14 protein-coding genes are annotated in these 15,255 nt (G+C 42.9%); 3 read left to right on the top strand and 11 right to left on the bottom strand.

Going from position 1 to position 15,255, the window contains the following annotated elements; all coding sequences use genetic code 11:
* Window positions 1–494 precede the first annotated feature (494 nt).
* A complete protein-coding gene (locus tag GTO83_RS05330; RefSeq protein ID WP_180872071.1) occupies window positions 495–1,574 on the top strand; it encodes an Ldh family oxidoreductase in 1,080 nt (359 codons plus the stop codon).
* Window positions 1,575–1,862: 288 nt separating this feature from the next.
* Window positions 1,863–2,987 (top strand): aminotransferase, encoded by a 1,125-nt coding sequence (locus tag GTO83_RS05325; RefSeq protein ID WP_180872070.1) that lies wholly within the window; start codon window positions 1,863–1,865, stop codon window positions 2,985–2,987.
* A 63-nt stretch (window positions 2,988–3,050) separates the two neighbouring features.
* Here GTO83_RS05325 and GTO83_RS05320 read toward each other — a convergent pair whose 3' ends face one another.
* Both GTO83_RS05320 and GTO83_RS05315 read right to left on the bottom strand, forming a co-directional pair.
* A complete protein-coding gene (locus GTO83_RS05320) occupies window positions 3,051–4,019 on the bottom strand; it encodes an L-lactate dehydrogenase (RefSeq protein WP_180872133.1) in 969 nt (322 codons plus the stop codon).
* A 147-nt stretch (window positions 4,020–4,166) separates the two neighbouring features.
* Window positions 4,167–5,219, bottom strand: a complete 1,053-nt coding sequence (locus GTO83_RS05315; RefSeq protein ID WP_180872069.1) for a D-2-hydroxyacid dehydrogenase — start codon at window positions 5,217–5,219, stop codon at window positions 4,167–4,169.
* A gap of 347 nt (window positions 5,220–5,566) precedes the next feature.
* Here GTO83_RS05315 and GTO83_RS05310 point away from each other — a divergent pair, with 347 nt between their 5' ends.
* A complete protein-coding gene (locus GTO83_RS05310) occupies window positions 5,567–6,682 on the top strand; it encodes a PTS transporter subunit IIC (RefSeq protein ID WP_180872068.1) in 1,116 nt (371 codons plus the stop codon).
* 213 nt (window positions 6,683–6,895) lie between these two features.
* Here the strand turns inward: GTO83_RS05310 and GTO83_RS05305 are convergent, their stop codons facing one another.
* From GTO83_RS05305 to GTO83_RS05265, 9 genes are all read right to left on the bottom strand, one after another.
* The gene (locus tag GTO83_RS05305) at window positions 6,896–7,939 is read right to left on the bottom strand and encodes a zinc-binding dehydrogenase (protein WP_180872067.1); all 1,044 of its coding nucleotides are present in this window, start codon (window positions 7,937–7,939) and stop codon (window positions 6,896–6,898) included.
* 217 nt (window positions 7,940–8,156) lie between these two features.
* On the bottom strand, window positions 8,157–9,044 hold the full coding sequence (locus tag GTO83_RS05300) for a 3-hydroxyacyl-CoA dehydrogenase (protein ID WP_180872066.1): 888 nt from the start codon (window positions 9,042–9,044) through the stop codon (window positions 8,157–8,159).
* Between the two features lie 367 nt (window positions 9,045–9,411).
* Window positions 9,412–10,797 (bottom strand): argininosuccinate lyase, encoded by a 1,386-nt coding sequence (argH, locus tag GTO83_RS05295; protein WP_180872065.1) that lies wholly within the window; start codon window positions 10,795–10,797, stop codon window positions 9,412–9,414.
* Complete coding sequence (locus GTO83_RS05290) at window positions 10,784–12,004, bottom strand: argininosuccinate synthase (protein WP_180872064.1); 1,221 nt, start codon at window positions 12,002–12,004, stop codon at window positions 10,784–10,786. The genes argH and GTO83_RS05290 overlap by 14 nt, the downstream gene beginning before the upstream one ends.
* A gap of 337 nt (window positions 12,005–12,341) precedes the next feature.
* The gene (locus tag GTO83_RS05285) at window positions 12,342–12,683 is read right to left on the bottom strand and encodes a HesB/YadR/YfhF family protein (RefSeq protein WP_180872063.1); all 342 of its coding nucleotides are present in this window, start codon (window positions 12,681–12,683) and stop codon (window positions 12,342–12,344) included.
* A gap of 15 nt (window positions 12,684–12,698) precedes the next feature.
* A complete protein-coding gene (locus GTO83_RS05280) occupies window positions 12,699–13,424 on the bottom strand; it encodes a B3/4 domain-containing protein (protein WP_180872062.1) in 726 nt (241 codons plus the stop codon).
* Between the two features lie 2 nt (window positions 13,425–13,426).
* Complete coding sequence (locus GTO83_RS05275; RefSeq protein ID WP_180872061.1) at window positions 13,427–13,972, bottom strand: NADPH-dependent FMN reductase; 546 nt, start codon at window positions 13,970–13,972, stop codon at window positions 13,427–13,429.
* Between the two features lie 21 nt (window positions 13,973–13,993).
* On the bottom strand, window positions 13,994–14,446 hold the full coding sequence (locus tag GTO83_RS05270; protein WP_180872060.1) for a MarR family winged helix-turn-helix transcriptional regulator: 453 nt from the start codon (window positions 14,444–14,446) through the stop codon (window positions 13,994–13,996).
* A gap of 56 nt (window positions 14,447–14,502) precedes the next feature.
* Complete coding sequence (locus GTO83_RS05265) at window positions 14,503–15,072, bottom strand: GNAT family N-acetyltransferase (protein WP_180872059.1); 570 nt, start codon at window positions 15,070–15,072, stop codon at window positions 14,503–14,505.
* Window positions 15,073–15,255 lie beyond the last annotated feature (183 nt).

Here is a 15,255-nt window from a genome sequence, read left to right as displayed (position 1 = left end):
ATTAAAGTAGCCCTTCGTGAACAACACCCAATTCGTGAATTAGTTGGTCGTCGTTTATCAGGATCACAACTCGATAAAGTCTTATCGCCTAAAGCTTTTTTGTTAAGTGATTACGCCGAAATCGATAATAATTATGGGTATTCTATTTATCGTGCTAACTACTATATTTGCTAATGCATTATAAAATAGCTTGACAAATTTGAAAGGTATTTCTAAAATGGTTTTAACTTAATTATTAAAAAATGATGAGAGTAGTAACTATGTAACCTAATAATAGCGAACGTGAAATGGTGAAAGCACGGATTAGTTAAGGTAGCGAAATGAACTTGTCGTTAAATGGAACGGGTGCAAGCTACGTTCTCGGTTGATTACCGTTATCAATTCATAAGGCCATTATTTTTAATAATGACAAATTAAGGTGGTACAGTGCTTCATGCGCCCTTGAGTTTAGTTTGCTCAGGGGCGTTTTTTGGTAGTAGAAAGGAAGACTAATAATGCGAATTAATGCAGCAGATGAACGAAATTATTTACAGACCGTTTTTGAGAAGCTCGGTTTTCAAAAAGATGATGGTATTTTGATTGCGGATACCTTAGTTGATGCTGATTTACGGGGAATTTCCTCGCATGGAATTCAACGGCTTGATTGGTATCGGCGGATGATCAAAGATGGGACGATCATCCCCCAAAACAGAGCTAAAATTTTAAAAGAAATTCCAGGAGCCGTCTTAGTTGATGCAAACCAGAATATGGGACATCTCGCTGCAAACCTTGCAATGGATAAGGTAATCGAAAAAGCTAAGCAAATTGGAGTTGGAATTGGGGTTGTCCGCAATCCCAACCACTTTGGGATTGCGGGCTACTATGTTAGAAAAGCTTTACAAGCAGGTTTAGCGGGGATTGCCCTAACAAATACCCGTCCCCTTGTTGTACCGACCAATGCGACGGAAGCCTTTTTAGGCTCAAATGCTTTTGCCTTTGGTTTTCCAGCCTCTCCGCACCCGTTTATCTTTGATGGCGCAACTTCAGTGGTTGCGGGTGGAAAAATCCAATTAGCCGATAAAAAAGGAACGGCGCTTCCAGGTGATTGGGTTGTTAATAAAGATCGGCAAGTCGTTAAAGACCCCAAAGAAGCCGAGAACATTCTTGCTACGGCTGCGTTTGAAGCAGAGCAAAAAGGTGGCGGCCTATTAACCTTGGGTGGGAGTGAAGCTAATTCTAATTACAAAGGCATGGGTAATTCCATCGTTGTGGAAATTTTAACTGGAATTTTAGCGCAAGGTTCGATCTCAGCTGATACAAATACTGGCAAACATGACTTTAGTCAATTTGTCTTTGCCTTTGATCCAGCCTTCTTTGGCGATTTAGAAACCTTAAAGGCCAACGCAACTGCCATGCTAGATCGAATCCGTCATCTTCACCACCTCCCTGGTCATACTATCTGGGTTCCTGGTGATCGGGAATATAAGAACCTTGCGGAGAACCAAAAACGTGGGGTTGAAATTGACGATAAGACAATTGATCAAATGCAAGCGATTGCTGACGAACTGCAAATTTCGATGCCAGCCGAAATTTAAAAGCGTTTTCTTACCCTGAGCTATTCAAATCCTATAATGAGGTTGGAAAAAAAGCTCCTTGACGGCCTGGTTGGGATAAGAAGGACGAAGGTTGATTCATTAGAATCGACCTTTCGTTCGCACTTATCCGCTAAGGCAGTGCTTTTTGACCTTAGTTACTGAGTAACATTCGGAAATGAAAGAGAGGCTCCAAAATCGGATTAAAAGGTGTCAGTTTTAAATTTCGTGGTTGCGTTTTCTTTTTTGCTTGCCTATTATTAAGTAAAAAGGTTATTCGGAGGAATTAAAATGGTTGAGATACCTGCTTTTGGGGTTGAAGAATGGTTAAATCACTGGGAAAAACAGGCGAAGTACGATATCTCCCAAAGTACCATTGCGGCCCTAACGATCGATGAATTGTTTAAATTGACTGGCGATGATGAAACGGCTTTCTTTGCGAATCTAAATCGGAAACTGGAAAATTACGGTTGGATTGAGGGTTCACCGGCATTTAAACAAGTGGTTAGTGAGTTGTATCAAGACATCCGCACCGACCACGTTCTTCAAACAAATGGGGCAACTGGAGCCAATCTCTTGGCTTTATACGCCCTTATCCAGCCTGGTGACCACGTGATTGCTGAATATCCCTCTTATCAGCAACTCTATGACATCCCCCGTTCACTGGGGGCAGAAGTTAATTTTTGGCAAATTCATGAGGAGGATAATTGGTATCCCGATTTAGCTGATCTAAAACACCTTATCCGCCCCAATACCAAGTTAATTTGTCTTAATAATGCCAATAATCCGACCGGGACGGTTTTGGATCAAGCCTTTCTTCAGGAGGTTGTTAAGCTTGCTGATCAAGTTGGTGCCTACATCTTAGTTGACGAAGTATATCAACCATTGGATGAAGGAACCCCCGTTGTCCCGATTGTTAACTTGTATCACCGGGGAATCTCAACTAATTCTCTTTCTAAGACCTATTCCCTACCGGGCTTACGAATTGGCTGGGTCGTAACTCCAGATGAAACTTTGACAAATCAATTCCGCAAGTTCCGTGATTATACCATGATTTGTGGTGGAGTCCTTAATGATGCTTTAGCAACTTATGCTCTTCAGCATCGGCAGGTAATCTTAAAACGGAACTATGAACTGGTAAGGCAAAATTATCGTCTTTACCAAGCTTGGTTGGCTAAGGAAGATCGTGTGGAAATTGTGATGCCGCAGATGGTCTCAACGTCATTTCCTAAGCTAAAAATTAACGAACCAACTAAGGACTTTTGCTTACGGCTTTTAAAGGAGAAAGGGGTTCTATTAGTTCCCGGTGAAGCCTTCGATACTCCAGGAAACGTGCGGCTAGGTTACTGTGCTCCCGTTAAAACTTTACAAACTGGCCTTGCTCGCTTAAGCGAATTTTTAAATGATAGAAAATAAAAGAGATCCTAGCAATGAATTGCTAGGGTCTCTTTTATTTCAATATCTGATACTAACAGGTTTTTATGGTAAGAAGCCTTCCTTCCGGGCGTTGTTTTGAATGTCTTCCAAGGTCTTAGCAGATTTAGCCATTGCTGCTTGTTCGTCTTCATTCAATGGCATTTCAATGATCCGGGCAATCCCGTTAGCATTGATAATAGCAGGGGTTCCAAGGTAAACTCCTTGTTGGCCATATTCACCAGCCATATATGCTCCAATTGGCATTACCATATTGGTGTTCCGCAAGATTGCTTCAGTAATCCGAACTAAGGCTGAGGCAACCCCATAGTAAGTGGCCCCTTTCCCTTCGATAATATCGTAAGCCTTGTTTCGAACTTGGTCTTCAACTTCCTTTAAGTCATCCATGGAGTAACCGCGGTTCTTAGCAAATTCGAGCAATGGCTTACCACCAATTGTGGCAGCGGAGTAAGCAACAAATTCAGAATCCCCGTGTTCAGCCATTACATAGGCGTCAATGCTTTGCGGACTGACATTGAAGAGCTTGGATAAGGCAATCCGTAAGCGGTAGGAGTCAAGAGAAGTCCCTGAAGAAAGGACCCGGTTAGCTGGGAATCCAGAGAATTCACGAACCGCGTTAGAAAGAATATCAACCGGGTTACCAGCAACCAAGAAGATTCCTTGGAATCCAGATTCAACCACGTTCTTCGTGATGTCCTTAATAACAGCTAAGTTCTTGTTAACTAATTGAAGCCGGGTTTCGCCTGGCTTTTGTGGTACTCCGGCCGTGATCACAACCAAGTCAGCTTCCGCACAGTCAGCGTACTCTCCAGAAACCATGTGAACCGGTGTCCCAAAGGCAGCCACCGCATCTTCAAGGTCAAGGGCGTTCCCCACAGCCTTCTTCTTTGTATGGTTGATAATGATTAACTCATCCGCCAATGGGTGTTGAGCCATCGCATATGCGTAGGCAGTCCCAACGGACCCGGCCCCAATCAAAACAACTTTTTTCCGGTGATTCATAACCATAAAAATCCTCCTCTAAATCTTCGGTTCATCACAAAATGATAAACGTTTGCTCACATGTTCATTATTCTTGATTATCCCTTTGATGTCAAGCGGTTGCGCGTGAAATGCACATATTGGGCTTTGAAATGCCCTCAGCTCGGATTAACGGTTTTACTAATGAATAGTTAGTATGTGAAAAGATTTAATTCGTAACATTTTTCCCAAACTTTGAAGGGCATTCACCCGGTTCGGCGTATCCCCCTTGGTGATAACATCTAAGGTTGCGTTGAGACCACCATAAATTAGATTGGCTACGGCTTCGTCGGTATAAAAGGCTACGTGAGGTGAATAAATGATTCGATCGTGATTGAGGATTTTTTGGAAAAGTTCATCTGAAATGGCTTGATCCTTCACATTTTTTTGCACATAAGGCCCCTCATTTTCGTAAACATCCAAAGCTGCTCCGGCCAATTGACCACTGTCAAGGGCGGCTAAAAGTGCTTCCGTATCAACTAAACCACCCCGGGCGGTATTCACTAGATAAGCTCCCTTTTTGAACTGTTCAAACATTTTAGCATCAAAGAGGTGGACGTTTTCTTCGCGTAACGGAATATGCAAAGTAACGATATCAGCATCCTTAACCGCCGCTTCAATGGAATCAGCATAAGTTAGAAAGGCGAGGTCAGTTCGGGGATGCCGATCGTAGGCAAGCACTTTACAACCAAGGCCGTGAAAAAGGCGGGCAACGTGCGCACCAATGTGACCAGTTCCCAGAACGGCCACGGTCATTTCACCGACTACTTGGCCACGAATCGGTTTCTCCCAAGTAAAGTTATGTGCCTGAACCCGTTTTTGAATCGTTGGAATTTGCCGTACTAAGTTTAAGGCTGAGGTTAAAGCATATTCAGCAATTGAGGCTGGTGAATAACTCGGAACATTAGAAATAATAATTCCTTGGCGGGTAGCTTCTGCTAAGTCGTACATGTCAAAGCCAGCACTCCGTTGAGCGATTTGATTAATTCCCATCGCCTTAAAGCGGGCATATGCGTCAGTGGGAATCTTAGTGACTTGTAAGGTATTGACTCCATCAAAACCCTTAGCATCATCAATGGTATTTTCGTCAATTACCTTTTCAGTCATTGAAATTTGAACGTCATGCTCCTTGGCCCACTTAATCGCATAAGGTTTATCTTCAGCCTTGATTCCATACATCTTAATTGAATACATTCTTTTTACTCCAATCTAGGATGAAAAGTAACTTTTGAGTGCAGTCCAGCTGGTCAAAATAAAATAGTCTGGCTAGTCCCAAAGTTCGCTTCATCTTTTTTCAAGGTATCAGACCTCTAATCTTTCTCTTTACTTAATTCTAGCTTATGGCTCGGGGGAATCTCAAATAAAAGTCCAATGAGAAAATATTGATATTTCAATCATGGAAGCGCTTGATAAACTGGTCAGAAAAACTACCAGGGACAAATGATTAGAAAAAGATTAAAAATTAGGGTTGACTTTTTAATCTGGCTCTCGTAAACTAACACCAACAAAATTAAATATACATATTCAAGGAGGGATTGCTCATGGAAGCTAGTGTTAAACCTACTTCAAAGCAAGCATCTACTACATACGCGAATGCCTCCCGCTTCAAAGAAGCATTATATCGGGTGTTCGCCGCAACTGCCAATGCCATCCTAGTGGTCTTAGGGGGTGGCCTGTTACTTTCAACCATTGGTAACCTAACCGGTGTCCAAGCGCTTTCCTTAGTTGGCGCTGAAGCCCAAGCCTTACTTGCCCCAGCAATCGGGGTGGCCGTAGCTTCACAATTAAATACAACCACCTTAGTAACTTTCGCCTCACTCGTTTCAGCAACTGTCGGTGCCAATGCGGTCCATTTTACTAACGCCACTGTACATACCACTACCGCAACCGGCCAAGCATTCGTTTCAACCGTTGGGGCTCCGGTAATGACTTCTGGGCAACCCATTTCGGCCCTTTTAGCCGCCGTTGCTTGTGTTCTCGTCGGTAAATACTTAACTGGTAAAACGCCACTTGACATGGTTCTTGTTCCATTTGGGGCTTTAGCCGTCGGGGTTGGCTTTGGTTTACTTGTTGCGGCGATTGTTACCCCTGCCCTGTTAGCAGTATCCGCTTATATTGCACATTCAATGACGGTTAACCCCGTTTTGGGTTCAGTTGTAATCTCATTAGTTTGGTCACTATTCTTAATGACACCGGCGTCATCGGCGGCCTTAGCAGTTGCCTTGACGCTTGATCCAGTTTCATCGGCGGCAGCGTTAATTGGAACGACCGCGCAATTCGTTGCCTTCACGGTAATGTCATGGCGGCAAAACGAATTAGGAGCCAACATTGCCCAAGGGGTTGTAACTCCAAAACTTCAATTCCCTAATCTTTTGCTAAATCCTTATCTACTAGTGCCATCGTTAGTTTCAGCGGCAGTTTGTGCTCCGGTTGCAACGGTTCTCTTTCATTTTCGTTCTACCTACACTCTAGGTGGCTTCTTAGGGCTTAATTCTTTGATCGCTCCAATCGCTTACCTTTCCCGTGGTTGGGATCAATTTGCAACCTATATGGCCTTTGGGGTCGTTGTTCCTGGAGTTATGTCATTAGTAATCTACCTCTTTATGAAGAAGGCTGGTTTTATTGGTGAAAATCAACTTCACCTTGAAGTATTCTAATTTTTATGCTCTTCAAATGAGGCTGAGAAGAAACTCGTGTTTCTTCTCAGCCTCTTTGTCATCTCCGAATGTTACTCAGTAACTAAGGTCAAAAAGCACGGCCTTAGCGGATAAGTGCGAACGAAAGGTCGATTCTAATGAATCAACCTTCGTCCTTCTTATCCCAACCAGGCCGTCAAGGAGCTTTTTTCCCAACCTCATGATTGCATTTCACTATTTTGTAACTACTACATATGACTTAATCGTCTTCCGATCAGCCATATCTTGATAGGCTTGGTTAATTTCATCGAGCGTGTAGCTTTGGGTGAAGACCTTCCCTGGGTTAATCTTACCATCAAGAACCGCTTTTAAGAGTAACTCTTTGTCGTAAGTGGTTACCGAAGCAGGACCACCAGCTAAGCTAATGTTCTTGTAGAAAGGCATCGTTAGATCAAATTTTGCATCATGGGGTAAACCAACCCGGCCAATGATCGCACCAGGACGAGCAACATTTAAGGCCGTTTGATTTGAAGCCCGTGAACCAACACATTCAAGGACCGCATCCGCTCCAAAGCCATTCGTCAAAGTCAAGATCTGCTTTTCACCTTCAGCGCCCCGTTCAGCAACGTTATCGGTAGCCCCAAATTCCTTAGCAAGAGCTAAACGATCAGTGTGACGGGAAGTAGTGATGATTTTCTTTGCTCCTCGAAGTTTAGCGGCAATTACAGCGGAGAGACCCACGGCCCCATCCCCCATTACTACTACCGTATCCCCAGGCTTAACGTTTGCGATAGCAGCCACATGGTAACCAGTTGCCATGACATCCGCAAGGGTTAACAATGACTTTAGCATGGCTTCCGAGTAGTCTTCAGGCTTGCCTGGAACCTTAACTAGTGACCATTGAGCGTGTTGAGCCCGGTAGTATTCGGCTTGGGTTCCTTCACTAAAGTTGTCAGTGTGATCCTGACAAACTCCGTCAAAACCGGCTAAACAAGCTGGACAGTGGCCACAGCCGTGGGTAAATGGGGCAATTACAAAGTCCCCCGGTTTAACCGTGGTAATCGCAGAACCAACTTCTTCAACCACCCCAATCGCTTCATGACCGGAATTAATAGAATCGGCTGGTTTATCATCGAAGCCCCGAAATGCCCAGAGATCGGAACCACAAACACAGGCCCGGTAAACTTTGATAATCACATCATCGTCAGCCTGAAGGGTTGGTTTAGCAACGTCCTTAATGACGATATTTCCTTTTCCTTCAAAAAATGCACTCTTCATTTAAATCTTCCTTTCTTAATCTTTATTATAGTTAGTGGTTAAGTAAATTCAAAATGCTTATCCTCAATCGTTAATGATCCAAATTATGAATTAATAAAAGGCACCATTACAATCAAATTTTCTAGCTGGTGAGATCTAAGCAAACGCTCTTTAGGATATAAGTTGGTAGTCAAAGTAAAAGAAAAACCATTTCCTTGCTCCTAATTTTTGGGAGATATTAAGCTTTCAAAAAGTTTGGATCTAAGAATTCAGCATTGGGATAATGGTAGAAACCTTCACCTGCTTCTTGGCCGTAATGACCAGCATCGATCATTTCCTTAAGCTTATCGGCAATCAATTTAGCATCTGGATTACCGGTTTGGTTATAGTCATTCATTGAAATTTGGTAAGGGGTCCGCAAACCAACAATATCCATAATCATGAATGGTCCGGATGGGGCACCCGTTGAAATCATCCAATCCTTATCAATTTCATGCGGATCAGCAATTCCTTTTGCCCAAGCCGTCATGGCCGCATTTAGAAATGGAACTAGCAATGCATTCAAGATATAACCAGGATATTCTTTATGCATCTGGATTGGCACCATCCCAATTGTCTTGGCAAAGGCCACCGCATCCTCAATTACAGTAGGATCGGTAGCTGAAGTCCCAACAATTTCAGCAACGTTGTATTTCCAAATTTCATTTGCAAAGTGGATGTGCAAGAACTTGTTCGGCCGATCGGTATATTGAACAAGTTGACTTGGCATAAAAGTTGAAGAGTTACTTGCGACAATCGTTTTTGCTGGTAAAACTTTAGCAAGTTCAGCGTACATTTGCGCTTTGATTTCGATTGCTTCCGGAACGGCTTCGATCACCAGATCAGCGTCTTTAACCGCTTCAGCTAGGTCAGTCGTTAAAAACATCTTGTGATAAGCCGTATCAAAAGCATCCCCGGCAAGGTTTAGATCCTTTTGATAGTGAGGTTTTAAACCTTGAAGCCGGTGTTTGGCTTTGTCTAAGTGACGGTTCCAAACAGCAACGTTAATTCCCTTTAATGCGGATTGAAAAGCAATTTGACTACCAAGAGTACCGGCCCCAATCACTGCTAAATTTTGAATTGCCATCGTTATTCCTCCTAAAAATTTCCTTGGTTTTTAGTATAACACGAAAACGTTTACAAATGGTAAGCAGTAGCTTTTGTTTGATTAAAAAAAAGAGACTAGCGATATTTTGTCGCCAGTCTCTTAGGTGTTCTTAAATGAGTTTTGGGACCGAGTGTGAAAAACTAGAAAATTACTTTTCCTTTGCCTCATCTAAAGTCTTCATAATTGAAGGATTCTTAGAATGGCAATCTTTCAACATTTGTAAGTCTTCTGCTGATAATTCAACAACATACTTTGACATCTTATTCCCTCACTTCATTAATTAATGTTACCATCCTATCACAAATCCAGAAATAAGTTAATAACTTCCTGATAAATTAATCATAGTTTAACCTTGACCAAGGATTTCTTTGGCAGCGGCAATTTGCTTCATTACCTCTTTGAAACTTGTACCACCAAGTGATTGCCGACGTTCAACGGCTACCTTAGCTTGTAAATCGTGGTAAACATCTTCTCCAATTTCAGGCAGAATTCGTTGATATTCAGCTAGTGGGATCTCTTGTAAGGTTGTATTAGTTTGAAGCCCCTTTAATACTAATTCACCTACGATCTCGTGGGCTTGTCGGAAAGGAATTCCCTTAACCGCCAAGTAGTCCGCTAGTTCTGTTGCATTTGAAAAATCCCGTTCTGTCGCCGCTTGCATTTTGGCTTTATTTACCGTTGCGGTTGCTAACATCCCTGCCATGATGGATAATGCCGGGATGATTGTTTTAACGGTATCAAAGACCCCTTCTTTATCCTCTTGCATATCTTTGTTGTACGCCAACGGTAAAGCCTTCATAACGGTTAAGAGGCCCATTAAGTTACCAAAGATCCGGCCGCTTTTTCCCCGGATTAGTTCAGCCATGTCAGGATTTTTCTTTTGCGGCATGATCGAACTTCCAGTTGAGTATTGGTCAGCTAATTCTAAATAGCCAAATTCATAAGATGACCACAAAATAACTTCTTCGCAAAGGCGCGAAAGGTGCGTCATCAAGATTGCGGCATTGCTTAAGAATTCAAGCGCAAAGTCCCGATCAGAAACGGCATCTAACGAATTAGTATAGGGGGATGCAAAGCCTAACTCCTGAGTCGTCATTTCCCGATCAATGGGGAAGGTCGTTCCAGCTAAAGCCGCTGCGCCCAGTGGTGAGAGATCGGTATGTTTTTGGTTGAACTCAAATCGTTCAACATCCCGTTGGAACATCGCAAAATATGCCATCAGGTAATGCCCATACGAAATTGGCTGGGCATGTTGCAAGTGGGTATAGCCAGGCATGACCGTTTCAACATTGGCTTCTGCTTTTTTCACCAGGACAGTCTGCAGATTTTTGATTGCTGCAATTACTTTAGGTAACCGTTCTTTAACGTACAGATGAAAGTCGGTTGCCACTTGGTCGTTACGGCTCCTGGCGGTGTGGAGTTTTCCTGCAACCGGGCCAATTTTTTCCGTTAGTAAAGCTTCCATATTCATATGGATGTCTTCATTCTCAACAGTAAAAGTTAGTTTTCCGGCCGCTAGTTCTGCTTGAAGTTCTTTTAAACCGGCAATAATTTGATCAGCATCCTGAGCCGGCAAAATGTGAGTGGCCTTTAGCATTTTAACGTGGGCAAGGGAACCCATTAAATCTTCTTTGGCCATCAATTGGTCAAAACTAATTGATGCCCCAAATTCGTCCGTTGCTTCAGAAACAGTGGCCTTAAACCGACCACCCCAAAGTTTATTGGTCGGCATTCGTATCCTCCTTCAACTTATCATGAACTTGTGCATAGACCTGAGTTGGTAACCCCCAAAGTTTGATGAAGCCAGCGGCAGCTTCGGAATCAAATTGATCAGCAGCTGTGTAAGTAGCCAAAGATTCATCATAAAGGGAATTTGGTGACTTCCGCCCTTCGCAAATTACATTGCCTTTAAAGAGCTTAACCCGGACAATCCCATTGACATCCTTTTGGCTTTCTGCTAGAAAGGCTTGCAAACTGTCCATCAAGGTCGTAAACCAAAGGCCATTGTAGATCAGATCAGCTAGTTGCTTCTCAACGATTGGCTTAAAATGAGCTAAAGACTTTTCTGTCGCAATATCTTCGATGTCTTTGTGGGCCGCTAATAAAACCGTTGCTGCTGGGCATTCGTAGATTTCCCGGGACTTAATGCCGATTAGCCGGTTTTCGACGTGGTCAATCCGCCCAATTCCGTGCTTACCAGCTAACTTATCCAAGGTCATAATTAATTGGGCAAGGGACATTGGTTGCCCGTTCAAAGCTGTTGGTACCCCATGTTCAAAGCTAATCGTAATCACATCTGGGGTATTTGGCGTATCTTCTAAGGCTACTGTCCGATCATACGCATCAGCAGGGGCTGCGGCCCACGGGTCTTCTAGGATCCCGCATTCATTCGCCCGACCCCAGAGATTTTCATCGATTGAGTAAGGACTCTTCTTATTGATTGGCACTGGAATCCCATTTTCTTTAGCGAAGTCAATTTCATCTTCCCGGGCCCAGTGGTTATCCCGAATTGGATCCTCAATCTTCATCTCTGGGGCTAAAGCGTGAATACCAACTTCAAACCGGACTTGGTCATTACCTTTCCCTGTGCATCCATGGGCAATCGCAATGGCGCCCTTTTCCTTTGCAATTTCCACTAAATGCTTGACAATTAAGGGCCGGGAGAGCGCTGAAACGAGTGGATATTTATTCTCGTACATTGCATGTCCTTGAAGAGCTGGCAAGACATAATCATGCGCAAACTCTTCTTTTGCATCAATCACAATTGACTCAACAGCACCGACTTTTAACCCTTTTTCTTTAACTGCTTCCAAGTCTTTGCCTTCACCCACGTCAATACACACGGCGATGACGTCATAACCCTTATTTTTGAGCCACGCAATTTCAACGGATGTATCCAAACCACCTGAATAAGCTAAAACAACTTTATCCTTTGCCATAATTAATATCTCCCTTAAATCTGTATATTTATAATTGTTAAGTATTGTAGCGACTTTCGTATTAATATGCAAGTATTATCTGATAAAAAGTTAATTTATGCAGATATACAATTTGGTCACCATTGGAATAAACGTTTAAACATCAACGTTAGTAGTGGTTTTTGTGAAATAAAGATACATTTAAAAAATACATATAAAAAGGATGAACTGAGTTTACTAATTTTGGCAAATTACGATAAACATGCAAAAAATATATAAAAAGGCTAAGCAAATGAAAGCGTGTTTCATCTGCCTAGCCTTGCTCATATCTCCGAATATTACGTAAAATTACGGTCTTTTATTGTAAAAAGCGTTCATAATCAATTGAAGCGCTTGAAATTCCATCTGGCGCATCTGGAAAGGTGAAAATTACCCCTTCTTTTTGGTCATAATCGATTAAGCAATCATGACTCCCGAAAAACCACGCATCTTCGAAGTTAATGTGGTAATCAATCCCATCTTTTTTTACATGAATAATTGGCCGATCCGGCTGGTTATCTTTTGCATAACCTTGCTTATGATCATGATTAACCGGCTGACCGGGAACTTGGCGGGCAAAGAATTTTACCCCATCGCCAGCTTGCAAACTGAGTTCCTCAATCATTGCTTGACTTGCTTGATCAGTAATAATTAGCCGCATGGATTATTAATCCTCCTAATCGGTAACGGTAACGCTTGGATTTTCGGCCGTTAAAACCACATTTTTCAATGGCTTAACCCCAAAGTTTACTTCAATTAATTCAGCTAAGCGGTTCATCGCGATGCCTGCCCGTTCCGCTTGGACGGGGTTAACTGATTCAATCACGGCAACGATGTTTTGCGAATTTTCGTCAAGCATCGTCCGTTGAGCATCCCGCCAGTTTAAGCACCGGCAAACGGCACCGTTGTTATCATACCAAGCTACTTCCCCTTCAAGGGTCGGTTCATCCTTGTCGGCCCCAACTGGTTGAAAGGCTAACCCTTCATGAACCACCCCAAGGCGTAAACTCCCTTGGATCTTGTCACGGTCTTCAATCCCAACGGGTACCCCATTAGCAATCGAAACGGAGTTGTAGAGATCAACTAACGGATCAATTGTTGAAATCCCGGTTTCTTTGTCCACCCGCTTCAAGAGGGCCTCAATTGAAGAACGAGCCCCCTTCTTCTTCTTAAAGGATTGGTAGGCTTTCCGCCATTCGGCAACTACCGGATTCTTAGCAAATTGAGCTTCCCCTAAGAATTCATCTGCAGCTTGGTCCATCGCTTGGTTAAGCATCTTCCGCCGTTCAGCTTCAGAAAGCTTAGTGTTGTGATTGTCAATCCCGTCCACAAACAAAATGTTTACTTGGGCTCCCGGGAAAGTATCAAAGAAACTTTGGTCCACAGTCACATTATCTAACATGGTTAGTCCCCCTTTGACTGCAAGTAGCGCGCTAAGTCCACCGTCTCCCGAGCTACTTGGTCAATTCGATGTTTCGTTTCATCTTCAATGATTTCCGTCCGGTAAATCTCCCGGGCTTCAATAAAGGCAATATTTGTCACAACCTTCGCCTTCATAGCGGCCAAGACGGGCTTTAATTGGTATTCAGCTGCCAAGAAGAAGCGGGGTGATCCGGCATTAACGATAATGCCAACCGCTTTGTTACGCAACCCGTCTTCAGGTAAAAGATCCAAAACGTTTTTTAAAACCCCTGGAATTGAGCCTTGAAAAATTGGGGTTGCAATTACAATGGCATCTGCTTCAGCAAGAGCGGTAGCTACTTTTAAGGTATCACCTTCATATTCATGAAAATTTCGCCCGTCGCTTGGTTCGACCTTCAAATCACGTAAATCCACAAATTGAAATTGAACGTCCGTCCCATATGAACGACCAATTTCTTTTTCAACTTCACGCATGGTCGTAACGGTTTGAGATCCAGCAACCGAACCCGATAAACCAACTACCTTCAACTTTCACTTCATCCTTTCTCACTAGTATTCGCGGTGTCTTCCCGCTTTAACTTGTTCCCAATCAGCGCCAACATTTTTGGCGACTCGCACCAACAAGTGTTTTAATTGAGCTTGTTCACTTGCTGATAAACCGGTCTGAGCAACCCGTTCGGAATATTGGTTCTCCCGTTCAATCAGATTTGCTCGAGCCCGTCCGCGTTCAGTCACATACAAATGTTTTAAGCGTTGATTTTGAGTATCAGTTTGCCGTATAACCAGCTTTTGAGCAACTAATTTCCTAACTGCTCTTGAAACTGTGGCACGATCTACCTTAAGGAGTTTGGAAAGTTGATCCGCAATGATGCCGGGTTGTTCCGCAATTCGGACGAGGTAAAGGTACTGCCCACGGGCAAGTTGATGTTGCTTAAACTCAACGTTTGCAATTGAATCTAGTGCCCGGGCAATCGTCCCAATTTCCCGTAATATTGCGATCATTTCATCCCTCCCTTGGGTCTAGTTTACTATTCTTAATTGCATTTGCAATAAAACAATTAGATTTCCTTCGATAAAAGGTCATCACATTGATAATGGTCACCCATCAAGAAGCGATGGGTTCCAACTGGCTTAAAACCATACCGATGATAGAAACTTTGCGCGCGTTGATTCTTTTGCCAAACGCCTAACCAAACCTGCTTAAACCCGTGGCCTTTAGCATAGCTGAGGGCATATTCCATTAAGTAATTGCCAAGATGTTGTCCCCAATATTGGGGAAGTAAATAAATGCGTTGGATTTCCATCGCTTTTGGGAAATTAGTTTCCGTCTGCGTTGGTCCCCAATTAAGCTTCAAGTAACCAATTGGCTGGCCATTACTTTCGAGAAAGAAAGTCCGCGAAGTTGGTGCGCCAACTTCGGCTTGGAGCTTGGGGCGGTTATAATTATCACTAGCATATTCAACGACACTTCGGAGTGAGTTATATGGACTAAAAGTTGCAATAAAGCTTTCGGTCGCAATTGCTTGGAGGATTGTTAAATCATGTTCGGTTGGTTGAACTGGGCGTACCTTTAGTTTTAACGTCGAGAGTACTTGGACTTGGTCAGATTTTTTCGTAGCAACGATCATGATAATCTCCTTTTTATGTAATCGCTTTTATTGGGTATATTTTAGCAGATTAATAAATTCTATGCTATTGTCTTTCCCAATGGATCAGCAATGAATGCTTAAACATTTATACGCATAGTAAAATTATAATTATTCATTTCTGCTTAAAAAGCATGCCTTCCTTTTCAGCGAGATAATGATAAA

Origin of the sequence: Lactobacillus sp. 3B(2020), assembly GCF_013487845.1 — a bacterium.
Classification (GTDB): Bacteria; Bacillota; Bacilli; order Lactobacillales; family Lactobacillaceae; genus Limosilactobacillus; species Limosilactobacillus alvi.
The sequence above is the reverse complement of the archived record's forward strand: the minus strand, read 5'-3'. Positions and strand labels throughout refer to the sequence as shown.

Coding starts and splice junctions, on each gene's coding strand:
- GTO83_RS05330 (WP_180872071.1), top strand. CDS start 495: ATGCGAATTAATGCAGCAGATGAACGAAATTATTTACAGACCGTTTTT.
- GTO83_RS05325 (WP_180872070.1), top strand. CDS start 1,863: ATGGTTGAGATACCTGCTTTTGGGGTTGAAGAATGGTTAAATCACTGG.
- GTO83_RS05315 (WP_180872069.1), bottom strand. CDS start 5,219: ATGTATTCAATTAAGATGTATGGAATCAAGGCTGAAGATAAACCTTAT.
- GTO83_RS05310 (WP_180872068.1), top strand. CDS start 5,567: ATGGAAGCTAGTGTTAAACCTACTTCAAAGCAAGCATCTACTACATAC.
- GTO83_RS05305 (WP_180872067.1), bottom strand. CDS start 7,939: ATGAAGAGTGCATTTTTTGAAGGAAAAGGAAATATCGTCATTAAGGAC.
- GTO83_RS05300 (WP_180872066.1), bottom strand. CDS start 9,044: ATGGCAATTCAAAATTTAGCAGTGATTGGGGCCGGTACTCTTGGTAGT.
- argH (WP_180872065.1), bottom strand. CDS start 10,797: ATGCCGACCAATAAACTTTGGGGTGGTCGGTTTAAGGCCACTGTTTCT.
- GTO83_RS05290 (WP_180872064.1), bottom strand. CDS start 12,004: ATGGCAAAGGATAAAGTTGTTTTAGCTTATTCAGGTGGTTTGGATACA.
- GTO83_RS05285 (WP_180872063.1), bottom strand. CDS start 12,683: ATGCGGCTAATTATTACTGATCAAGCAAGTCAAGCAATGATTGAGGAA.
- GTO83_RS05280 (WP_180872062.1), bottom strand. CDS start 13,424: ATGTTAGATAATGTGACTGTGGACCAAAGTTTCTTTGATACTTTCCCG.
- GTO83_RS05270 (WP_180872060.1), bottom strand. CDS start 14,446: ATGATCGCAATATTACGGGAAATTGGGACGATTGCCCGGGCACTAGAT.
- GTO83_RS05265 (WP_180872059.1), bottom strand. CDS start 15,072: ATGATCGTTGCTACGAAAAAATCTGACCAAGTCCAAGTACTCTCGACG.